The organism is Acidovorax sp. FW305-C-20-28 (assembly GCF_058783375.1).
Window position 1 is genome coordinate 55,647 of the sequence record NZ_JBYSYM010000014.1, and the last position, 20,866, is coordinate 76,512.

24 protein-coding genes and 1 pseudogene are annotated in these 20,866 nt (G+C 69.6%); 18 read left to right on the forward strand and 7 right to left on the reverse strand.

The annotated features are described in order from the left end of the window. Nucleotides 1–16: 16 nt before the first annotated feature. Together AC3WOH_RS17070 and AC3WOH_RS17075 are read left to right on the forward strand one after the other, a co-directional pair. Nucleotides 17–709 carry a nitroreductase family protein gene (locus tag AC3WOH_RS17070; protein ID WP_492230480.1) on the forward strand — a complete coding sequence of 231 codons (693 nt, stop codon included), beginning with the start codon at nt 17–19 and terminating at the stop codon, nt 707–709. Further along, nucleotides 709–1,299, forward strand: coding sequence for a hemerythrin domain-containing protein (locus AC3WOH_RS17075; protein WP_492230481.1), 591 nt, complete (start codon nt 709–711; stop codon nt 1,297–1,299). Before AC3WOH_RS17070 ends, AC3WOH_RS17075 begins: the two co-directional genes overlap by 1 nt. Here AC3WOH_RS17075 and AC3WOH_RS17080 read toward each other — a convergent pair. Next, nucleotides 1,280–1,987 (reverse strand): annotated as a pseudogene (locus AC3WOH_RS17080) (GNAT family N-acetyltransferase); the annotation flags it as partial. The gene AC3WOH_RS17075 and the pseudogene AC3WOH_RS17080 overlap by 20 nt on opposite strands. A 131-nt stretch (nt 1,988–2,118) precedes the next feature. Between AC3WOH_RS17080 and pdxR the strand changes: the two are divergent. Together pdxR and AC3WOH_RS17090 are read left to right on the forward strand one after the other, a co-directional pair. Then, complete coding sequence (pdxR, locus tag AC3WOH_RS17085; protein ID WP_492230482.1) at nt 2,119–3,630, forward strand: MocR-like pyridoxine biosynthesis transcription factor PdxR; 1,512 nt, start codon at nt 2,119–2,121, stop codon at nt 3,628–3,630. A gap of 89 nt (nt 3,631–3,719) precedes the next feature. Continuing rightward, the gene (locus AC3WOH_RS17090) at nt 3,720–4,787 is read left to right on the forward strand and encodes an AbrB family transcriptional regulator (RefSeq protein ID WP_492230483.1); all 1,068 of its coding nucleotides are present in this window, start codon (nt 3,720–3,722) and stop codon (nt 4,785–4,787) included. A gap of 18 nt (nt 4,788–4,805) precedes the next feature. Here AC3WOH_RS17090 and AC3WOH_RS17095 read toward each other — a convergent pair whose 3' ends face one another. From AC3WOH_RS17095 to AC3WOH_RS17105, 3 genes are all read right to left on the reverse strand, one after another. Further along, nucleotides 4,806–5,102 carry a BTH_I0359 family protein gene (locus AC3WOH_RS17095; protein ID WP_184859195.1) on the reverse strand — a complete coding sequence of 99 codons (297 nt, stop codon included), beginning with the start codon at nt 5,100–5,102 and terminating at the stop codon, nt 4,806–4,808. Between the two features lie 224 nt (nt 5,103–5,326). Further along, nucleotides 5,327–6,481 carry a DUF3108 domain-containing protein gene (locus AC3WOH_RS17100; RefSeq protein ID WP_492230484.1) on the reverse strand — a complete coding sequence of 385 codons (1,155 nt, stop codon included), beginning with the start codon at nt 6,479–6,481 and terminating at the stop codon, nt 5,327–5,329. Nucleotides 6,482–6,500: 19 nt separating this feature from the next. Then, complete coding sequence (locus AC3WOH_RS17105; protein WP_184859191.1) at nt 6,501–7,283, reverse strand: IclR family transcriptional regulator; 783 nt, start codon at nt 7,281–7,283, stop codon at nt 6,501–6,503. Nucleotides 7,284–7,381: 98 nt separating this feature from the next. On the opposite strand from AC3WOH_RS17105, the gene AC3WOH_RS17110 reads away from it, so the two are divergent. The 5 genes from AC3WOH_RS17110 to AC3WOH_RS17130 all read left to right on the forward strand — a co-directional run bounded on the left by AC3WOH_RS17110 (nt 7,382) and on the right by AC3WOH_RS17130 (nt 11,362). Then, nucleotides 7,382–8,389, forward strand: a complete 1,008-nt coding sequence (locus AC3WOH_RS17110) for a fumarylacetoacetate hydrolase family protein (RefSeq protein WP_492230485.1) — start codon at nt 7,382–7,384, stop codon at nt 8,387–8,389. Continuing rightward, nucleotides 8,389–9,411, forward strand: a complete 1,023-nt coding sequence (locus tag AC3WOH_RS17115) for a TraB/GumN family protein (RefSeq protein WP_492230486.1) — start codon at nt 8,389–8,391, stop codon at nt 9,409–9,411. Before AC3WOH_RS17110 ends, AC3WOH_RS17115 begins: the two co-directional genes overlap by 1 nt. 55 nt (nt 9,412–9,466) lie before the next feature. Then, on the forward strand, nt 9,467–10,444 hold the full coding sequence (locus AC3WOH_RS17120) for a Bug family tripartite tricarboxylate transporter substrate binding protein (protein ID WP_492230587.1): 978 nt from the start codon (nt 9,467–9,469) through the stop codon (nt 10,442–10,444). Between the two features lie 103 nt (nt 10,445–10,547). Next, nucleotides 10,548–10,805 (forward strand): DUF6176 family protein, encoded by a 258-nt coding sequence (locus tag AC3WOH_RS17125; RefSeq protein ID WP_492230487.1) that lies wholly within the window; start codon nt 10,548–10,550, stop codon nt 10,803–10,805. A 95-nt stretch (nt 10,806–10,900) separates the two neighbouring features. Next, a complete protein-coding gene (locus AC3WOH_RS17130) occupies nt 10,901–11,362 on the forward strand; it encodes an SRPBCC family protein (RefSeq protein ID WP_184859183.1) in 462 nt (153 codons plus the stop codon). Nucleotides 11,363–11,367: 5 nt separating this feature from the next. Here the strand turns inward: AC3WOH_RS17130 and AC3WOH_RS17135 are convergent, their stop codons facing one another. Then, entirely contained in the window at nt 11,368–11,745 is a 378-nt protein-coding gene (locus AC3WOH_RS17135) for a VOC family protein (RefSeq protein WP_492230488.1), read from the reverse strand. A 100-nt stretch (nt 11,746–11,845) separates the two neighbouring features. Here AC3WOH_RS17135 and AC3WOH_RS17140 point away from each other — a divergent pair, with 100 nt between their 5' ends. The 3 genes from AC3WOH_RS17140 to AC3WOH_RS17150 all read left to right on the forward strand — a co-directional run bounded on the left by AC3WOH_RS17140 (nt 11,846) and on the right by AC3WOH_RS17150 (nt 13,378). Further along, nucleotides 11,846–12,472 (forward strand): LysE family translocator, encoded by a 627-nt coding sequence (locus AC3WOH_RS17140; protein ID WP_492230489.1) that lies wholly within the window; start codon nt 11,846–11,848, stop codon nt 12,470–12,472. A 14-nt stretch (nt 12,473–12,486) separates the two neighbouring features. Beyond that, nucleotides 12,487–13,020, forward strand: a complete 534-nt coding sequence (locus AC3WOH_RS17145) for a GNAT family N-acetyltransferase (RefSeq protein ID WP_492230490.1) — start codon at nt 12,487–12,489, stop codon at nt 13,018–13,020. A 76-nt stretch (nt 13,021–13,096) separates the two neighbouring features. Next, nucleotides 13,097–13,378 carry a hypothetical protein gene (locus tag AC3WOH_RS17150; RefSeq protein WP_492230491.1) on the forward strand — a complete coding sequence of 94 codons (282 nt, stop codon included), beginning with the start codon at nt 13,097–13,099 and terminating at the stop codon, nt 13,376–13,378. A 26-nt stretch (nt 13,379–13,404) separates the two neighbouring features. Here AC3WOH_RS17150 and AC3WOH_RS17155 read toward each other — a convergent pair whose 3' ends face one another. Then, nucleotides 13,405–14,415, reverse strand: a complete 1,011-nt coding sequence (locus AC3WOH_RS17155; protein WP_492230492.1) for a zinc-dependent alcohol dehydrogenase family protein — start codon at nt 14,413–14,415, stop codon at nt 13,405–13,407. Nucleotides 14,416–14,517: 102 nt separating this feature from the next. Here AC3WOH_RS17155 and AC3WOH_RS17160 point away from each other — a divergent pair, with 102 nt between their 5' ends. The 4 genes from AC3WOH_RS17160 (at nt 14,518) to AC3WOH_RS17175 (ending at nt 18,215) form a co-directional block, all read left to right on the forward strand. Further along, entirely contained in the window at nt 14,518–15,444 is a 927-nt protein-coding gene (locus AC3WOH_RS17160) for a LysR substrate-binding domain-containing protein (protein WP_492230493.1), read from the forward strand. Between the two features lie 69 nt (nt 15,445–15,513). Next, nucleotides 15,514–16,221 (forward strand): TetR/AcrR family transcriptional regulator, encoded by a 708-nt coding sequence (locus AC3WOH_RS17165; protein WP_492230494.1) that lies wholly within the window; start codon nt 15,514–15,516, stop codon nt 16,219–16,221. A gap of 108 nt (nt 16,222–16,329) precedes the next feature. Then, entirely contained in the window at nt 16,330–17,493 is a 1,164-nt protein-coding gene (locus AC3WOH_RS17170; RefSeq protein WP_492230495.1) for an iron-containing alcohol dehydrogenase, read from the forward strand. Between the two features lie 38 nt (nt 17,494–17,531). After that, the gene (locus AC3WOH_RS17175; RefSeq protein ID WP_492230496.1) at nt 17,532–18,215 is read left to right on the forward strand and encodes a type 1 glutamine amidotransferase domain-containing protein; all 684 of its coding nucleotides are present in this window, start codon (nt 17,532–17,534) and stop codon (nt 18,213–18,215) included. Between the two features lie 32 nt (nt 18,216–18,247). On the opposite strand, the gene AC3WOH_RS17180 is transcribed toward AC3WOH_RS17175, so the two are convergent. Further along, nucleotides 18,248–19,150, reverse strand: a complete 903-nt coding sequence (locus AC3WOH_RS17180; RefSeq protein ID WP_492230497.1) for a LysR family transcriptional regulator — start codon at nt 19,148–19,150, stop codon at nt 18,248–18,250. Nucleotides 19,151–19,335: 185 nt separating this feature from the next. On the opposite strand from AC3WOH_RS17180, the gene AC3WOH_RS17185 reads away from it, so the two are divergent. Then, nucleotides 19,336–20,061 (forward strand): pirin family protein, encoded by a 726-nt coding sequence (locus tag AC3WOH_RS17185; RefSeq protein WP_492230498.1) that lies wholly within the window; start codon nt 19,336–19,338, stop codon nt 20,059–20,061. A 59-nt stretch (nt 20,062–20,120) separates the two neighbouring features. After that, entirely contained in the window at nt 20,121–20,771 is a 651-nt protein-coding gene (locus tag AC3WOH_RS17190) for a hydrolase (protein WP_492230588.1), read from the forward strand. Nucleotides 20,772–20,866: the final 95 nt, after the last annotated feature.

Consider the following 20,866-nt stretch of genomic DNA (forward strand, 5'->3'; position numbering starts at 1 on the left):
CCCCCGGGGGCTGCCCATGGCGGTGATCCCCTGGCCCCTGCGGCCCGTGCCGCATGGCGATTCACCCGTGGCGCCGGGCAAGGACGCCGTGGCGGCCAGCGCCTGGGCGCTGGTGCGCTCCCGCCGCACCGTGCTGCCCAAGCGCCTGGTGGCGCCCGGCCCCAGCGGGGCCGAGCTCTCTGCCATCCTGGATGCGGCAGCCCATGCGCCTGACCACGGGCAACTGCTGCCCTGGCGCTTTGTGCTGGTGCCCGAGGCCGCGCGTGCGGCGCTGGCCGAGGTGTTCGCCCAGGCACTGACCGAGCGCGACGCTGCCGCCTCGCCGGAGCAACTGGCCCTGGCGCGCGAGAAGGCCTACCGCGCACCGCTGCTGGTGCTGGCGGTGGTGGACACCGGCCGCGGCGATCCGCGCATCGACCTGCCGGAGCGCCTGGTGTCCGCCGGCTGTGCGCTGCAGAACATGCTGCTCATGGCCACGGCGCAAGGCTATGGCTCGGCCCTGACCAGTGGCCGGGCCCTCAAGTCGGCGGGGCTGCGGGCGCTCTTCGGGCTGGGGCCGCAGGAGCTGGCCCTGTGCTTCCTGAGCATCGGCACGGTGCAGGCGCGCAAGGCCGCGGCCCGCGTGCGGCCTGGGGCGGGCGCCTACGTGAGCACCCTGGGCGCCGATGGCGTGGTGCAGCCCTTCGACCCGGCCGAGGGGCGGTGCTGATGGGCTTGCCTCCCGGGTTCAACACCCCGGCCGTGGGCTTCGAGCAACCCTTTGCCATGCTGGAGGCCTGCCACGAGCGCGTGCAGCGCACGCTGGCATTGCTGGGCCGGTTGCGCGAACACGTCCGGGAGCGGGGCAGCGACGATTCCGCCCGCCAGGCTGCGCGCGACGTGCTGCGCTACTTCGACATCGCGGCGCCCCTGCACCACCAGGACGAGGAACTGCATGTGTTTCCGCCGCTGCTGGCCCAGGGGGCGCCCGCGGTGGTCGCGCTGGTGCGGCGCCTGCTGCAGGACCATGGGGACATGGTGGCCGATTGGGCCGCGGCGCGGCAGCCATTGCAGGCCCTCGCGGATGGGCAGATCTGCGCCTTTGGCGCTGCGGACGAGGCCGCGCTCGATCGCTTTGCCGGGCGCTATGCACGCCATATCGCGGACGAGGAAGGCGTGGCCTACCCGTCCGTGCTGCAGCTGCTGCGGCCCGACGCCCTGGAGCCCATGGGGCGCGAGATGGCTGCGCGGCGCCAGGCCCCGCGGGCCGGGGCGATCAGGCCGTCGCTACCGCCGGGATTGCCGCGCGCAGTGCCGTGAGCGACGCGCGCTGCTGTCCCTGGGCATCGAAGTTGTCTGCGGCCAGCCAGCGCTCGAAGCCGGCCTTGAGCGTTGGCCACTCGCTGTCGACGATGGAGAACCAGGCCGTGTCGCGGCTGCGGCCCTTGTAGACGATGGCCTGGCGGAAGATGCCTTCGAAGCTGAAACCCAGGCGCGCGGCCGCCTGGCGCGAGGGCCCGTTGAGGCTGTCACATTTCCATTCGTAGCGCCGGTAGCCCAGATCGGCAAACACGTACTTCATCAGCAGGTACTGCGCCTCGGTGGAGATCGGGGTGCGCTGCAGCAGCGGCGAGAACATCACATGCCCGACCTCGACCACGCCGTTGGCGGGATCGATGCGCATCAGCGACAGCGTGCCCACGGCCTTGTCGGTGCGCTGGTCGATCACCGCATAGTGCAGCGGGTCGGCGCTGGCCGCCGCCTGCTCGCAATGGGCGCGGTAGCTGGCCTCGTCGGCAAACGGGCCCACCGTCATGTAGGTCCAGTGGCGACCGTCCGTGGCCTTCACATAGGCGGCATGCAGCTGGGCGGCGTGGCGCGCCGCATCCAGGGGCTCCAGGCGGCAGTAGCGGCCTTCGATCGTGTCGCGTGCGGGGCGCGGGCGCGCGCTCCAGCCGGGCAGGGCGGGGCCGATGGGTTGCTGGTAGGCGTTCAGGGTGGATGCCATGCGGGGAAGGTCCTTGGTTGCAGGGAGTGAAAAGAAACGGGAGCGGGCCATGGGCCCGACCGAGCCTCCACGGTAAACTGAGCGTGGCATTGCGAAAAGTGCCAGATGCAGATGATTTTCAGGTGCCACGAATGCGCAACGCTCTCCCGAAAGATGCCCTCCCGGTCCCCCAGACCCTGCTGGAGCAGGCACTGGACCACCACCCGGGGGCCGAACCGCTGCGGCGCCAACTGTTCCAGCGGCTGCGGCAGGCCATCCTGGACGGGCGGCTCGCCGCCGGCAGCCCACTGCCCGGCTCGCGCGCCCTGGCCGAGGCCCTGGCCCTGTCGCGCAATACGGTGACGGCTGCCTATGAGCACCTGCTGGCCGAGGGCTATGTGCACTCCGACCGGCAGGGCACGCGCGTGGCGTCGCTGCTGCCCCCGGTGCCAGGCGTGGTGCCCGTGCGGGCCGCACCGCTGCCTGCGACGGCCGCGCGCCTGGCACGGATCCAGCCGAGGGTGCCACGCCCGGCAGCGGCCCACTGGCTGAGCCCGGGCATGCCGGCCCTGTCGCAGTTTCCGCTGGCTGCCTGGCGCCGCGCACTCGACCGTGCCTTGCGCGATGGCGGCCCTGCCGCCCTGGGCTATGGCGACCCGCTGGGCGAAATGGCGCTGCGCACCGCCATTGCGCGCCACCTGGCGCTGGCCCGGGGCGTGCGCTGCGCACCGGAGCAGGTGGTGATCACCGAAGGCGCGCAGGAGGCCCTGGTGCTGTGCGTGCGCCTGCTCAGCAACCCCGGCGACACGGCCTGGGTGGAGGACCCCGGCTACCGCGGCGCCCAGTCGGCCCTGCATGCGGGTGACCTGCACACCGTGCCCATGCGGGTGGATGCGCAGGGCCTGGTGGCCGATGAGTCCGACTGGCGCGCGCACACGCCGCGCCTGGTCTACACCTCGCCCTCGCACCAGTACCCGGGCGGGGCCGTGCTGTCGGTGGCGCGGCGCCTGGCGCTCATGGAGCAGGCGCGGCGCCATGGCGCCTGGATCATCGAGGACGACTACGACAGCGAGTTTCGCCACGGTGGCGAGCCCATCGCCGCCATGCAGGGCCTGGCCGATGGGGCGCCGGTGCTCTATGTGGGCACCTTCAGCAAGACCATGTTCCCCGCGTTGCGCATCGGCTTTCTGGTGCTGCCCGAGGCGGTGCTTGCCGCGGTGCGCCGGCCCCTGGCCGAAATGCTGCGCGGCGGCCAGCGCCATGCCCAACTGGCGCTGGCGGACTTCATCGACAGTGGCCAGTTCGGCCGCCACCTGGGCCGCATGCGCCGCCTCTACCGCGAGCGCCAGCAGCAGCTGCGCGCCGCCTTGGGGCAGCACCTGGCGGTGCCCCATGGCATCGAGGGCGGCCATTGCGGCATGCACCTTTTGCTGCGCCTGCCGCCCGGCTACCCGGACCAGGCCATCGCCAGCGCCGCACGCGAGCACGGCATGGCGCCTGCGCCGCTGTCGGCCTTCGCGCTGCAGCCCCGGCCCGAGGACAACGGTCTGGTGCTGGGCTATGGCCACACGCCCGTGGAGCTGTTCGCGCCGCTGGTGCAGCGCCTGTCGCTGCTGGCGCAGGCCGCCTGCAGCGATCCGGGGCCGGATCTTCGGTCCGCGTAGCTGGCGATGCCTGCCATGCCCTACGGGCAGTGCAGGGCTTTCGGGGCCATCGGCGTGCGCGGGCGATACTCGCAGGTCCCGCCTTTCGTATGCGTACTTATTTCCAATTCGCCACCCGCGTGCTGCTCACCCTGGCCGTGGCCTGGACGGCGGCCGCCGCCTGCGTGGCCCTCCAAACCCCGCTGCCCTGGATGATCGGCCCGCTGCTGGCCACCTCGCTGCTGTCCATCGCCGGTGCGCCCACCGAAAGCTGGGGCCCGCTGCGCAATGCCGGGCAGTGGACCATCGGCGCGGCACTGGGTTTGTACTTCACGCCCCAGGTCATGGGCCTGGTGGCCGGCCTGTGGTGGGCCATCGCGCTGGGCATCGCCTGGGCGCTGGTGCTGGGCTGGCTGTTCGGCGCCTGGCTGTACCGCGTGCATGCGCCGCGCATGCATGGCGTGCCGGCGAGCATGATGCGTGCGACCAGCTATTTCTCGGGCGCCATCGGCGCCGCGTCGGAGATGACCTTGCTGGCCGAGCGCGAGAACGCACGCACCGACCTCGTCGCGGCGAGCCACAGCCTGCGCCTGCTCATCGTCACCGTGACCATTCCCTTTGCACTGCAGTGGAGCGGACTGCACGGCCTCGACATCCTGCCCCCGGCCACGCGCGTGGTGGACTGGCCGGGCCTGGCGCTGCTGGCCGTGCTCACGGGGGCGGGCGCCCTGGCCATGGACAAACTGGGCCGTGCCAACCCCTGGTTCATGGGGGCGCTGGTGGTGTCCATGGGCTTTGCCATGGCGGGCATCGTCTTCTCGGCCGTGCCGCAGGGGCTGTCCAACGCGGCCCAGCTCGTCATCGGGGTCAGCCTGGGGGTGCGTTTCCGCGCCGACTTCCTGCGCACGGCGCCGCGCTGGCTGGGCACGGTGGCGCTGGGCACCTTCGGGCTCATGGGCATCTGCGCGCTGTTTGCGGGCCTGCTCGCCTGGGGCACGGGCCTGCCCTGGGTGACGCTGCTGCTGGGCACATCGCCGGGCGGCATCACCGAGATGGCCATCACGGCCAAGGTGCTGCAGCTGGGCGTGCCCGTGGTCACAGCCTTCCAGGTGTGCCGGCTGATCGCCGTGCTGATCCTGGTGGAGCCGCTTTTCCGGCGGATCTACCCGGCGGAGTGATCCGCCGAGGGACGTGCGTCAGTGGACCACGACGGGGTTCTGCGCCAGGCCTGCGTAGCGGTCCAGGGCGTCTTCCACTTCTTCCTGCGTCGGGGTGTCACGCTGCCAGGCCAGGATCTGCTGCTGGAACATCTCGGCCCACGATCCGTCCAGGTAGACCTCCTTGCCCGAGCGCTTGTCCACGATCTCGAAGCCGTGGCGTGCGAGCTGGGGCTTGGGCGGTGCCGTGTCGTTGAGCGCCTGGCCAGCGGACTCCCGGGCGTCGGGCAGCATATGGACCACCACAAAGGATTCGGAGTCGTAGAGCATGTGCATCGTGTTCCCTTTGTCGATATGAATGTCAGATGACAGCGGGTCGGCAGAGTTCAAGCCCTGGGGGCCGGCTCTGCGTGGTAACAGTATTTCACGAATTGTGCGCAGCGACAGTTTCGCAGGGGGATTTCGCCCCGGGTGGGAAGAATGCAACACCGGTCGCGCCACTCTCCTACAACGCATCCGCCGCACCGGCGGTGCACAGCGCCGCGACTGCAGGCCGCCGATCAGGGTTTGTCGCTGCCGCGCAGCAGCAGGTCGGCGAAATCGCCATTGGACTGGGTGAGCTTGATGCGCACGGGCAGGTAGCCCAGGCCCGGCGCCAGCCACAGCTCGGCCTTCTGGTCGTAGTCGCGCCGCGGCAGGCGCAGCAGCTTCAGGGCGGGCGTGGCGCCCACGGGCAGGTGCAGGGTTTCGGGGGCTTCGACGCTGAAGGTCCAGCGGTCGGCATTGCGGGCGCTCACGGTGGTCAGCGTGATCTGCGTGCCCGGCGTGTAGCGTGCGGGGTCGGCCGCCAGCATGGCCGCCAGCTGGATGAACATGCTCAGCCGGTCCTGCGCGCCGGGGCCAATGGCGGCCTGTGGCGTATTGGCGCTGAAGGTCACCAGCCCTTTGCCATAGTCGAAATGCGCGGCCTGCTCGCTGCGCGAGCGGTCGCCGAAACGCTCGGGCTGCAGGCCCTGGGCGGTGACCAGGCCGGTACTGCGCTGGGTGCGTGAGCCGAGGAGGAAGGCGCTCACCTCCTGGCGCGCCTCGTAGCGGCTGCCATCGTGCTGCCACAGCAGCTCGGCCCGTGCCGTGTAGTCGAACTTCTTGGCCTGGCCCTTGACCTCGTAGGTCAGGCGCACCGGGGCCGGAATCTGCACCGGTGGCGCTGCGGCGCTGGCGTTCTGGCCCGTGCCGCTGCCGGGGGGCGCGATGTCGATGCCGGCGGCCGTGGGATTCACTTCCGCCGGTGCGGAAGCGGGAGCGGCCGGGCTGGATGCGGCCGCCACAGCGGCAGAGGCCGCGGGCTCCGGCGCGGCAGGAGGGGGCTCGACCACGGCCGTGGACCTTGTCGCCTCCGTGGCCGGTTCGGGCGGGGGCACGGGATCTGACAGGGTTGCGGGCTGCTGGGCGGGCGCGGCTTCGGTGGCCGTTGGAGGGCGTGGCGTGCGTTTGCGCGGTGCGGGGGCTGGCGCCGCGGGCGGCGGGGCAGGCGCGGCCGAAGGTGCGGGCTCCGGTGCTGCCACGGGCGCGGGCGCCGCCGCGATGGTGCGCGTGCTGAACACCTGGCCCGTGGGGGCGGCCGGGCTGTCCCAGGCCAGCGGCACGCCGCGCAGCAGCAGCCAGTGCAGGGCCAGCACCAGCGCGGTGAGGGCGATCAGCGCGCGCCGGGGCATCAGCGGGATGGCCCCGGCATCATGCGGCGCCTGCGCCCAGGTCGTGCGAGAGCTGGGCCGCGGCTGCGCGCAGCGGGGTGTCGATGGCGCCGCCCCATTCGGGGTCGAAGGTGGCGACCGAGCCCAGCGTGGTGATGCCCAGCTCCAGGTGGCCGTCGGCGTCGAACACCGGCGCGCAAAAGCCCACGATGCCGGGCAGCAGCGTGTCCACCACGCGCGCCGCGCCGCGCGCGCGCACGTCGGCCAGCAGGGTCTGCACCTCGTCCATGGTGGTGGGCAGGTCGGTGCGGCGCATCTTGGTCGCGCGGGCGAGTTCTTCCTGGAGCAGCGGTGCGGCCACCTCGGGTGCCAGGTGGGCGGCAAAGCAGCGGCCCGTGGCCGATGACAGCAGCGGCATCACGTCGCCCAGGCGCAGGTTGGCGGTCACGGCCTGGGGCGACTCTTCCCAGTGCACGATGGTGGGCCCATGGTTGCCCCAGACCGCCAGCGCCAGCGTGTGGCCGATCTGCTCCATCAGCGCCGGCATGCGCTCGCGCGCCAGTCGCACCGCGTCGAGCCGCGCCAGCGAGGCCAGGCCGAGCTTCAGCGCCCCCGGCCCCAGGTCGTAGCGTGCGGTGCGGCTGTCCTGCGTGACCAGGCCCAGGCGCTGGAAGCTCACCAGGTAGCGGTGGGCCTTGGCCGCGCTCATGCCGGCCGAGGCCGCCAGGTCCTTGAGCATGAGCGGCCCGCGGGCGCGCGTGAGTCCTTCCAGCAGGGCAAAGCCGACCTCCACGGACTGGATACCTGCACGTTCTTTGTCCATGTGCACTAAAATTTGATGGTTTTGTTTAGTTAAATCAATTTACCCAAGCGTAATTTGCGCTGCGGGTTGACCGTCCAGAGACAAAGGATCCTGCCTCCATGAAACTCGCCACCTACAAAGACGGCTCGCGCGACGGCCAACTGGTCGTCGTCTCGCGCGACCTGGGCACGGCCCATTATGCGACCGGCATCGCCAGCAAGCTGCAGCAGGTGCTGGACGACTGGGGCTTCCTCTCGCCCCAACTGCAGGACCTGTACGACCAGCTCAACGCCGGCCGTGCGCGCCATGCCTTCCCCTTCGACCCGGCCCAGTGCATGGCCCCGCTGCCGCGCGCCTACCAGTGGGCCGACGGCTCGGCCTACATCAACCACGTGGAGCTGGTGCGCAAGGCGCGCAATGCCGAGGTGCCCGAGAGCTTCTACACCGACCCGCTGATGTACCAGGGCGGCAGCGACGACTTCATCGGCCCCTGCGACGACGTGGTGGTGCCCAGCGAGGCCATGGGCATCGACTTCGAGGCCGAGATCGCCGTGATCACCGGCGACGTGAAGATGGGCAGCACGCCCGAGCAGGCCCTGGACGGTATCCGCCTGGTCACCATCGTGAACGACGTGAGCCTGCGCAACCTGATCCCGGCCGAGCTGGCCAAGGGCTTCGGCTTTTTCCAGAGCAAGCCGGCCACTGCCTTCGGCCCCGTGGCCGTGACCCTGGACGAGCTGGGCGACGCCTGGAACCACGGCCGCCTGGACCTCGTGGTGCAATCCACCTGGAACGGCCGCAAGGTCGGCATGTGCGATGCCGGCCCCGAGATGACCTTCCACTTCGGCCAGCTCATCGCCCACGTGGCCAAGACGCGCAACGTGCGTGCCGGCTCCATCATCGGCAGCGGCACCGTGAGCAACAAGGGCGTGGAGCAGGGCGGCCGCACCGAATGGCCCAAGGGCTACAGCTGCATCGCCGAGAAGCGCTGCATCGAGACCATCCAGGACGGCAAGCCCAGCACCGAGTTCATGAAGTTCGGCGACACCATCCGCATCGAGGTCAAGGGCAAGGACGGCGCCAGCATCTTCGGTGCCATTGACCAAGCCATCGTGGAGCCGAGCTGATGGCCTGGGGTCTGAGCCGGTGCCTGCGCGCCGGCGCGGCTAGCCTGGCACTGCTGCTGCCTGCCTGGGCGGTGCAGGCCCAGGCTCCGGTGGAGCCGGCCCGCGCCTGCCCGCCCGCAGCCACACCCATCGGGCCTGCCGATGCCGAGGTGGCCCGGCGCGACGACCGTGACCGCGGCCTGCTCTGGCGCATCGAGAAGGACGGCCGCACCAGCTGGCTCTACGGCACCATCCACGCCGCCGAGCGCGGCTGGGTGCTGCCCGGGCCTTCAGTGCGCGAAGCTTTGCGCCGCGCAGACCGCATCGCGCTCGAAGTGGACCTGATGGACCCGGCGGTGGCTGGCGGGCTGGCCACGGCCGTGCTGCCCGGGCCCCAGACACCTCCGCTGCCCGAGTCGCTGGCCCGGCGCCTGCGCGCGCAGCGCGAAGCCCTGTGCGCCGATGCCACCCTGGTGCGCTTGCGGCCCGAGATCCAGCTCATGTCGCTGGTCGGGCTGGCGGCACGCACCGTGGGGATCGACCCGGCCTATGGCATCGACCTGTTCCTCGCAGGCCTGGCGCGCGCCATGGACAAGAAGGTGGTCTCGCTGGAGTCCGCCGAGGCGCAGATCGCCCTGCTGGTCTCGGACGACCCGGCCAAGGTCGCTCGCACGCTGGAAGAAGGCCTGCGCCAGCTTGAAGGCGGCCAGGCGCGCAAGATCATCACCACCCTCACACAGGCCTGGGCCGAAGGGCAGCTCGACACCCTGCGCGACTATGGCGACTGGTGCGACTGCCTGAAAACGGTAGAAGACCGTGCCGACTACGCGCGCATCGTGCAGGGCCGCAATCCCGCGCTGGCCGATGGCATCGCTGCCCAGCATGCGGCGGGCCACGCCGTGTTCGCAGCGGTGGGCGTGCTGCACATGGTGGGCCCGGAGGGCCTGCCGGCCCTGATGGCCGCCAAGGGTTTCCGCGTCACGCGCGTGCCCCACGCGCCACCGGGCACGCGCCAGGGACCGGCGCCCCAGGCGCAGCGCTAGCCAGCCCCGCCGGCCACCTGATTTCTTTCTTCACATCACGGAGACAACCATGACCCTGCAACGCCGAACTGTTCTTTCCGCCCTGGCGGCCGCCGGTGCCTCTGCCGCGGCGCCCTGGGCCCAGGCCCAGGCGGCCTGGCCCGACCAGCCCCTGCGCTGGGTCGTGCCCTACCCGGCCGGCGGCGGCACCGATGTGCTGGCCCGCACCGTGGCCGAGGCCATGCGCCAGACCCTGGGCCAGCAGATCGTGGTGGACAACCGCCCCGGCGCGGCCACCAATATCGGCGCGCAGATGGTCGCCACGGCAAAGCCCGACGGCAACACCTTCATGTCGGCCGACAACGCTGTGCTGGCCTTCAACGAGCACCTGTTCACCAAGCTGCCGTTCAACCCCGAGAAGGACTTCACCTATGTGGGCGGCATCAGCCGCTTTCCGCTGGCGCTGGTGGTGCATCCGTCCTTCGAGGCCAAGACGCTCAAGGAATTCCTGGCCTATGCGCGGGCCAACCCCGGCAAACTCAACTACGCATCGCCCGGCAATGGCTCGCCGCACCACCTGGCGATGGAGATGTTCAAGAACCGCACCAAGACCTTCCTCACGCACATCCCCTACCGCGGCGCGGCGCCGGCGCTGCAGGACGTGATGGGCGGCCAGGTGCCCTGCATGTTCCTGGACCTGGCGGCAGGACTGCCCGTCATCACCAGTGGCAAGGTGCGTGCCCTGGCCATCGGCTCGGCCAAGCGCGTGTCGGCCCTGCCCGACGTGCCCACGCTGGCCGAGGCCGGCGTGCCCAATACCGAGGTCTATGCCTTCCAGGGCATCCTGGGCCCCGCGGGCCTGCCGGCCGCCATCACCGCGCGCCTGAACGGCGACCTCAACAAGGCGCTGGCCAACCCCGCCGTGCTCAAGCGCATGACTGATTTCGGCATGGAACCGCTGCCCGGCACGCCCGAGCAGTTCCGCACCATGGCGCGTGCCGAATCCAAGCGCTGGGGTGAGATCATCAAGGCAGCGGGTGTGAAACTCGACTGACCGGTTCCCACTGGGGCTCTCTGCCCCTGTGCCAAAGGGTTGCCATCGCCGGGTGCACCGGCGATAGTGGCCCTTTTTTCTTGCGCGAGCGAGGTCCGCCACCTTGCCCGAAGACGTCGTCTGTGCCCGCATCCGGCTTCAGCCCGGCTCCCTGCCCCGGGTGCAGGAATGGGCGGAGCACCTGCGCACCCACCGGGACGAGGCCTTGCAGACCCTGGCTGCCGAGGGCGTGACGGTGGAGTCGGTGTTCCTCGACTCGGGGGCCGAGGGCGACCACCGCGCCTTCAAGCGCGACACCTGGGCCACGGTGCGGCGGCTGGACCTGCTGGTAGACCTTGCGCGCAGCGATTCCGAAAAATAAGGGATTACCCTGGGCTGCTCGGTGTCGATCTGGGCCATGGTCGCACGTCGTAGTCCACAGAGGGCCGTCCTCTGCTTCTTCACAGGCATTCGATCATGAGCACTGCTACCACCGGCACCGTCCGCCTCCACCGCGTGATCCGTTCCACGCCCGACCGCATCTACCGCGCCTTCCTCACACCGCAGGCCCTGGTCAAGTGGCTGCCGCCGCACGGCTTCACGGCCGAGGTGCATGCGCTCGACGCCCGCGTCGGTGGCGCCTACCGCATGTCCTTCACCAACCACGGCGCGGGCGGCAGCCATTCGTTTGGCGGGACCTACCTGGAGCTGGTGCCGGGCGAACGCCTGCGCTACAGCGCGCGCTTCGACGATGCCAACCTGCCCGGCGAGATGACCACCACCGTCACGCTGACCCCCGTGTCCTGCGGCACCGAGATGAGCGTGGTGCAAGAGGGCATCCCCGCCGTGATCCCCGCCGAGTCGTGCTACCTGGGCTGGCAGGAGTCTTTGACCCTGCTGCTGCAACTGGTCGAGCCCGACATCCCGGCGGGTTACTGACGCGGTCAGAAGTTGTAGAACACGCGCAGGAAATTCCCGTCCGGGTCGGTGGCCACGAACTCGTGCAGCCGCGACCATTCCTTGGACTCGGGCGGGTGAAGAATGGTCGCGCCCCGGCCCGCCCAGTGCCGGTGCAGCGCGTCCACGGCGTCCTGGCTGTCCAGGTTGAACCAGACCACCGCCGGCGGCTGGCTGTGGAAGTAGTCGCGGATCTCGGCGGTGGTCAGGAAGATGCGGCTGCGGCCTTGCGAGATGCCCGCGATCGGCCCACCGTCGCGCCCCCAGTCGATGCTGAAGCCCAATTGCTTCTCGTAGTACTGCAGGGCACGCGCCATGTCGGTCACCGGAATCTCCGGGACGGCGCTGGGAAAATCGGTGTCCATGGGGCGGCTCCGTGGGGTGGGCAGGATGCCGCACCTTAACGGGCGTGCGCCATTTTTGCCATACTGGCGCACCACCTATTGTCCCCTGGAGCACTGCCCCATGTCCCTCGAAGTCTGGTTCGCCTTTGTCGCCGCCTGCGCGGTGATGCTCATCATCCCCGGCCCCACCATCCTCACGGTGATCAGCTATTCCATGGCCCACGGGCGTCGCGCCAATGTGCCGCTGGTCGCGGCCGTGGCGCTGGGGGACTCGACGGCGTTGGCCGTATCGCTGCTGGGCCTGGGCACGCTGCTGGCCACCTCGGCCTTCTGGTTCACGGTCATCAAGTGGGCCGGCGGCCTGTACCTGCTGTACCTGGCCTTCAAGATGCTGCGCGCCGGCGTGGGCGTGGCGGAGATCACCGCACCCAAGGCCCCCGGCTCGCGCTGGAAGCTGTTCGCCAATACCTACCTGGTCACGGCGCTCAACCCCAAGGGCATCGTGTTTTTCGTGGCTTTCCTGCCGCAGTTCATCCGTCCGGGTGCACCCATCGCACAGCAGATGTGGATATTGGCCGCCACCTTCGTCACCCTGGCGGCGCTCAACGCCACGGCCTACGCGGTGTTCGCCGGTTCGGCCAGCCGCTTGCTGGCCTCGCCGCGCGCGCAGCGCCGCTTCAACCTGGCCGGGGGCTCGCTGCTGGGCGCTGCAGGCCTGTGGGCGCTGATGGCCCGGCGGCCGGCCTGAGCGCGGGGAGTGCAGTGACCGGCTTTCGCTTTGACCTGCTGCGCGCGCAGGACCTGCCCCTGCTGCATGGCTGGCTGCTGCAGCCCCATGTCGCGCAATGGTGGGAGCCGCCAGACAGCATCGACGAGCTGCATGCGGACCTGGTGGCGGAGCAGGGCGCCCCAGGCGCCACGCTGGCCTATATCGCCTCGCTCAACGGAGCACCCATCGGTTTCATCCAGTCCTATGCCGCCATGGGCTCGGGCGATGGCTGGTGGGAGGACGTGACCGACCCCGGCGTGCGCGGCATCGACCAGTTTCTCGCGCATGCGGACCAGTTGAACCAGGGCATGGGTCGCGCCATGGTGCGGGCCTTTGTCCAGCAACTGCTGGCCGACCCGGCAGTGACCCTGGTGCAGACCGACCCGCGCCCGGACAATGCGCGCGCGATCCGCTGCTATACGCATGCGGGCTTTCACCCCGTGCGCGAGGTCGTGACGCCGGACGGTCCCGCGCTGCTGATGCATTGCAATGCGCTATCGCTGCAAGGCGGTACGAATGCCACCTGATACACCGTGCCCCGCACCCCCTTCGCCTTCGTCGGTGCCCAGGGCGTCAGAAGGCACTGCACTGGCGCTCTTGCGAATGATCGCCTTCTTGGCAGGCACTGTGGCGTTGGTGATCTCCTTGATCTACTACTCCGAGGTATGTCTATTTCCCAGCGAGCGGGACTTCGATGTCTGGCGTTTCGTGGCGATGTGGCTTCGAGAGCTTTTGATCCTTGGTTTCGCTGGGGCGGTGCTCATCGCGTGTGTGGTGGTCAGCATCATTTCCGGGGTGCGCAGGCTACGGAAGACAGATCCCGATCTCAAGGGCGCACAGGAAGCCAGCCCAGCAGCGCAATCCGCAAGCCCGCCAAACGGCTGACCTCGGATTGACTGCATAGGTGTGCGTCAGAACCGCACCACCACCTTGCCGAAGGCGCCGCGTTCCAGGTGCGCAAAGGCCTCGGGCACCTGGTCGAAGGCGTACTCGGCGGCGATCACCGGCGCCAGGGCGTTCACGTCGATGGCGCGCACCATGTCCTCCAGCGCGCGCCGGTGGCCCACGCTCAGGCCCTGGAGGGTCGCGCGGCTGCGGATCGCGTGGTAGGCCGAACCGCTGATTTCGCCGCCCGCGAGGACGCCGATCACCGACAGGCGGCCGCCTTGCGCCAGCGCCTCCAGCGAGCGGCCCAGGTTGGGGCCGCCCACGGTTTCCAGCACCTGGTCGGCACCGCGGCCGCCCGTGAGTTCGCGCACGGCGGCGGGCCAGTCGGCGTCGCGCGCCAGCACCTGGCTGGCGCCCAGTGCCAGGGCCCGCTCGCGCTTGTCCTGTGCGCCCGAGACCACGATGGCCTGGGCCCCGTGCATGTGCGCGAACTGCAGACCGAACAGGGCCACGCCGCCGGTGCCGTGGATCAGCACCGTCTGTCCGGCGCGCAGCGCGCCCTGTTCGACCAGCGCGAACCAGGCCGTGAGCGCGGCGCAGGGCAGGGTGCTGGCCTGGGCTGCGTCGAGTGTGCGGGGCGCGGCCACGGCCCACTGGGCGTCGAGCAGCACATGCGAGGCCAGCGTGCCGGGGCCCGGGCCGCCCAAGGCAAACGCCTCGGGCGGCATGGCGCCATCGATCCAGCCGGCCATGAAGGTGCTGATCACGCGCTCCCCACCGCGCCAGCGCGTGACACCGTCGCCCACGGCCAGCACCGTGCCCGCGAGGTCGGACCCCGGCACGAAGGGCAGCGGCGGCGTCCAGCCGTAGGCGTTGTCGGTGATCATCAGGTCGCGGTAGTTCAGCGAGGCGGCTTCCACGCGCACCAGGATCTGGCCGGGGCCGGGCGGGGGCACGGGCACCTCGGCGCGCTGCAGGTGCTGGCGGCCGAAATCGGTGATCTGCCAGCGGTGGGAAGTGTGGGGTTCGGCCATGTCGGGCTCCTTGCGGTTCGAGAAAAGATGGGCCATGCTATTGGCTATATCCACTCTGCAGTGACGCCATTTCATCCCATGAATGGCGACTGAAAAGAACCAATGAGCGAACGCCTTGCAGGCATCGAAGCCTTTGTCGCGGCCGTCGAGGCCGGCAATTTCGCGCTGGCCGCGCAGCGCCTGCGGCGCACACGCTCGGCCGTGGGCAAGAGCGTGGCGCGGCTCGAAGAGCGCCTGGGCACCCGGCTGTTCCAGCGCACCACGCGCAGCCAGAGCCTGACCGAGAACGGCCAGGCCTACTACGAGCGCTGCCGCCGTGCGCTCGATGAGCTCGATGCGGCCGACGCCGCGCTCGAAGTCGGACGCCTCGTGCCCAGCGGGCGCGTACGCATCACCGCCCCCGAGCTGATCGGCCGCGTGCGCCTGGCGCCGCTGCTCATGGAGCTGGGCCAGCGCCACCCCGAGCTGGCTTTCGAGCTGGCGTTCAGCGACCGGCGCATTGACCTCATCGAAGAGGGCATCGACCTGGCCGTGCGCAGCGGCCCGCTGGGCGACAGCGCGGCGCTGGTTGCACGGCCGCTCGGCCACCAGTGGATGGGTGTGTATGCCTCGCCGGCCTACCTGGCGGCACATGGCCGGCCGGCGGACATGCAGGCACTGGTTGCCGAGCCAGCGGCGCACAGCTTTGTCGGCTATGCACGCGAGACCGGGCCGCACCCCTGGCAATTCAACGACGATGCGGGGCGTGTGATCGACTTCATCGCACCTTCGCGCTTTCATTTCAGCTGCAACAGCCTGGAGGTCGCCGCCATGGCCGCCATGCAAGGCGTGGGCCTGGCGCGCCTGCCCGCCTGGCTGGTGGCCGACGCCGTGGCCGAGGGCCGGCTGCAGAAGGTGCTGCAGGAGCCGCAGCCCTTTGGCTATGCGCTCAGCGCCGTGTGGCCGCAGGCGCGGGCGCTGCCCCTGAAGACGCGCGTGGTCATCGACATGCTGGCCGAGCGTCTGCCGCCGCTGCTCGAAGCACGCTGACCCTGTTGACGGCAGGGTCGGCTTGCCAGGGTTCTAGACGACCGGTCTAATCGGCGCATAATAGCCCCCGTGACCACCGGCCAACCCTCCGCCAAGACCCACATCCTTCGCTGTGGCGAGCGCCTCATCGCCACCAAGGGCTTTGTGGGCGTGGGGCTGGCTGAGATCCTGGCCGCGGCCGGCGTGCCCAAAGGCTCGTTCTACCATTACTTCAGCTCCAAGGAGCGCTTTGGCGAGGCCCTGCTGGCCAGCTACATGGAGCGTTACCTGGCCCACCTCGAGCAGATGCTGGCGCCCGATGGCCAGCCCGCCCGCGTGCGGCTGATGCGCTACTGGGCCTACTGGAACGTGTCGCAGTGCGGGGTGGACGGCCCGGCCTGCGATGCCGGTGCGGGAGAGGGCAGCAAGTGCCTGGTGGTCAAGCTCAGCGCCGAGGTGGCCGACATGTCGGACACCATGCGCATCGCCCTGCGCGATGGCACCACGCAGATCGTGGCGCGGCTCGCCCGTTGCCTGCGCGAGGCCGTGCAGGACGGCTCGGTGCCGGCGACCACCGACCCCGAGGCCATGGCGCTCACGCTCTACGAAATGTGGCTGGGCGCCAGCCTGCTGGCCAAGCTGCGGCGCGATGGCTCCTCGTTCGAGCACGCGCTCCGCGCCACGGATGCCTTGCTGGGCGGCGAGGATGCCGGGCTCGGTGCCCAATGGGCATCCGCCACGCCGAAGGCCACACGCGCCGCCACGGGCAAAGCCAAGGCATCTCACCAGCCCGCCTAAACACAAAGGTTTCCAGTCCAAACACTGCTCATTTGATTAACTAGCCGACCGGTCTACTTCAATCAACTTCCTTTCCAATTTTCACCACCACAACCCCACGGACCCCCCATGCTCAACTTCGACTTCCACAACCCTACCCACATCGCCTTCGGCAAGGGCCGCATCGCCGACCTCGCCACCCTGGTGCCCGCCGCGGCCAAGGTGCTCATCCTGGTGGGCGGCGCCAGCGCCGAGAAGACCGGCACGCTGGCCGAGGTGCGCACGGCGCTCGGCGCGCGCCAGCACGCCACCTTCAGCGGCATCGAGCCCAACCCGAGCTACGAGACCTCGATGAAGGCCGTGGCGCAGATCCGCGAGGGCGGCTTCGACTTCCTGCTTGCCGTGGGCGGCGGCTCGGTGATCGACGCGGTGAAGTTCATCGCCGCAGCCGTGCAGTTCGACGGTGGCGACCCTTGGACCATCCTGGAGCAGCATGGCCGCAATGTCACCGGCGCAATGCCCTTCGGCTCGGTGCTCACGCTGCCCGCCACGGGCTCGGAAATGAACAACGGCGGCGTCATCACGCACCGCGCCAAGGGCGCCAAGCTGGCGTTCGGCAGCAAGCACACCTACCCGGTGTTCTCGGTGCTCGACCCGACCAAGACCTACACCCTGCCGCCGCAGCAGCTGGCCAACGGCGTGGTCGATGCCTTCGTGCACACGGTGGAGCAGTACCTGACCTACCCGGTGGACGGCGTGGTGCAGGACCGGTTTGCCGAGGGCATTTTGCAGACGCTGATCGAGGTGGGCCCGCGCATCCTGGCCGCACCCGAGCCGGTGTATGCCGACCGCGCCAACCTGATGTGGACGGCCACCCTGGCGCTCAACGGCCTGATCGGTGCCGGCGTGCCGCAGGACTGGACCACGCACATGATCGGCCACGAACTGACGGCCCTGCACGGCATCGACCACGCGCGCACGCTGGCCGTGGTGCTGCCCTCGCTGCTCCATGCGCAACGCGCAGCCAAGGCCGCCAAGCTGCTGCAGTACGGCGAACGGGTCTGGGGCATCCGCAGCGGCACCGATGACGAGCGCATCGACGCCACGATTGCCGCCACGCGCGATTTCTTCGAGCGCATGGGCATCCCCACCCGCCTGTCGGCCTACGGCGTGGGCGCGGACAGCGTGCCCAAGCTGGTGGCGCAGCTCGAAGCGCACGGCATGGTCACGCTGGGCGAACACCGCGACGTGACCCTGGCGGTGAGCCGCCGCGTGCTCGAAGCGGCATTGTAAGAACCTTCCATTTCATCCACCCCCCTGAAAGCCACACCATGACGAAAAAGATCCTGATGGTCCTGACCTCGCACGACCGGCTGGGCGACTCCGGCAAGAAGACGGGCTTCTGGCTCGAAGAGTTTGCCGCGCCGTACTACGTGTTCAAGGACGCGGGCGTGCAGATCACGCTGGCATCGCCCCAGGGCGGCCAGCCCCCGCTGGACCCCAAGAGCGACGACCCGGGCGCGCAGACCGATGCCACGCGCCGCTTCAAGGCCGATGCCGACGCACAGAAGGCGCTGGCGAACACCGTGGTGCTGGCCAGCGTGCGCGCCGAGGACTTCGACGCCGTGTTCTACCCCGGCGGCCATGGCCCGCTGTGGGACCTGGCGGAGGACGCCCAGTCGATCGCGCTCATCGAGAAGACCTTTGCCGCCGGCAAGCCCCTGGCCCTGGTCTGCCATGCCCCCGGCGTGCTGCGCCATGCCAAGGCACCGGACGGCAAGCCGCTGGTCGACGGCAAGAAGGTCACCGGCTTCACCAACACCGAGGAAGAGGCCGTGCAACTGACCAAGGTGGTCCCCTTCCTGGTGGAAGACATGCTCCAGGCCAATGGCGGCCAGTACTCCAAGGGGGCCGACTGGGCGCCCTATGTGCTGGTCGATGGCAACCTGATCACCGGGCAGAACCCGGCCTCGTCGGAGCAGGGCGCGCACGCCGTGCTCCAGCGGCTGGGCTGAAGCCTGGCGCCGGGGCGTTGGCCCCGGCGGCTTCAATGCGGCAGGATCCCCGGCAGCAGCGGCCGGTCCAGCCGCTGGCGCCACCACTTGAGCGCCTCGCCCATGTGCTCGGGCTTCCAGGCCAGCCAGAAGGTTTCGTCGGCGCGGGGCTCCTGCACCACCAGTTCCACCAGGATGCCGCTCTCCAGCTCGTGGCGCACGCAGGCGCGCGGCACGAAGCCATGGCCCAGGCCTGCGCTCTGGCAGGCGATCTTGGCCGCCATGGAGGGCACGGTGATGCGCCGCTGCCCCGCGAGCAGGCCCACCGTGCGGTCCGACAGCGAGCGCGCGCCATCGCCCACCACCACAGCCGTGTGCTCCAGCAGGTCGTTGCGCGCCAGCGGGCGCTTGAGTTGCGCGAGCGGGTGCGTGGCCGTCACGCAGAAGGCGAACGCGAGGCTGCCCACGGCCACGGCCTTGTAGCCGCCGCCGGCCGGGCCTTCGCCAGCCGCCACGATGATGTCGGCCCGGCCCTCGCGCAGCGCCTCCCAGGTGCCGGTGAGCGCCTCGCAGCCAATGCGCAGGCGCGTGCCGCAGTTGAGGTCCTCGAAGGCGCAGATGTCGTCGTTGAAGGCGCTGGTGGGGATCAGCGAGTCGTGCACCAGCCGCAGCTCCGACTCGAAGCCCGTGGCGATCTGGCGCATGCGCGATTCCAGGTGGCCGGCGGCCACCAGCAGCCAGCGCCCTTCCTTGAGCATCTCCTGCCCCGCAGGCGTGAGGGTCACGCGCGGCCCGTTGCGCGTGAACAGGGCAAAGCCCAGTTGTTCCTCCAGCTTGCCCACGGCATAGGAGATGGTGGAGGGCACCTTGTGCAGTTGCTCGGACGCGCCGGCGAAGGAGCCGTGCCGCGCGATGGCGTCCACGAGTTCGATGGCTTCCAGGGTCAGTTTCAGCATGTTGGAAGGCGCGGAATTTTCATCATCGAAATTATCGATCATAGAGCCGCTGATGTTTCAACCTAAGGCCCCCTCTGCGGCGAGATACTTTCTTCACCCGAGCACTGCAGCTCTCTGAAAACTGCCGGATGGCAGGCCCAGGCGCCCAGTGTGAACTGCATCGAATCTGAAGAAAGGAAATCACCATGCTCGACATCCGCAAAGCCCACCAACGCGGCAACGCCAACCACGGCTGGCTGCACTCGCGCCACACCTTCTCGTTCGGCCACTACCGCGACCTCAAGCAGCAAGGCTTCTCGGACCTGCTGGTGATCAACGACGACCGCGTGGCCCCTTCCAAGGGTTTTGGCACCCACGGCCACCGTGACATGGAAATCTTCTCCTACGTGCTCGAAGGCGCTCTGGAGCACAAGGACTCCATGGGCACAGGCTCGGTCATCCGCCCTGGCGATGTGCAGATGATGAGTGCCGGCATCGGCGTGGAGCACAGCGAGTTCAACCACTCGGGCGACGAGCCCGTGCACTTTCTGCAGATCTGGCTGGTGCCTGGTGTGCGCGGTGCCGCCCCCCGCTACCAGCAGGTGCACTTCAGCGAGGCCGACAAGCGCGGCCGCCTGCGCCAGATCATCTCGCCCGAAGGCACGGACGGCTCCCTGGCCGTGAACCAGGACGCCCGGGTCTATGCCGGCCTGTTCGACGGCGATGAGTCCACCACGCTGGACGTGGGGGCCGACCGCCATGTGTATGTGCATGTGGCCCGTGGCAGCCTCACGGTCAACGGCGAGCGCCTGTCCGAAGGCGATGGCGCCCGCATCCGCGAACCCGAGGCGCTGCGCTTTGCCGACGGCGAACAGGCCGAGGTGCTGGTGTTCGACCTGCGCCCCAACGAGCTGCCCACCATGCCCCGCTGAGCCCGGTTCTTGCTCAGCCCCTTTTCATCGCTTTCATCACTTTCCAGGAAATTCCCATGATGCCCATCGCCAAGCCCACCGCCGGTTCCACGCTGCTCACCCCCAACGACCACACCCTGGTGATGATCGACTTCCAGTCGCAGATGGCCTTTGCCACGCACTCCATCGACGCGATCACGCTGCGCTCCAACGCCGGCCTGGTGGCCAGCGCGGCGGCCGGGTTCAAGGTGCCGACCATCCTCACCACCGTGGCCGAAAAGAGCTTCTCGGGCCCCATGTTCGAGGAAGTCACCGCTCCATTCCCCGGCCAGGCCCTGCTGGACCGCACCTCCATGAACACCTGGGAGGATGCTGCCGTGATCGAGCGCATCAACGCCATCGGCAAGCCGCGCATCGTGCTGGCCGGCCTGTGGACCAGTGTCTGCATCGTCGGGCCGGCCCTGTCGGCCCTGGACCAGGGCTTCGAGGTCTATGTGATCGCCGACGCCAGCGGCGACATCTCCACCGAGGCCCACAACCGCGCCATGGAGCGCATGGTGCAGGCCGGCGCCCGGCCCATCACTTCCCTGCAGTACCTGCTGGAGCTGCAGCGCGACTGGGCCCGCACGGAGACCTATGACATGACGACGGGCATCGCCAAGAAGTTCGGCGGTGGGTACGGTCTGGGGATCACTTACGCCAAGACCATGTTCAACGCCCACGAAGGCTGACGGCAGGGGCTTTGGCCCCGTCTTTTCATCCTTCTTACCCGGCAGGTGCCCGATACTGCGGCCCCTGCCTTCCCCTCCCGTCCCCGAAAGAACCC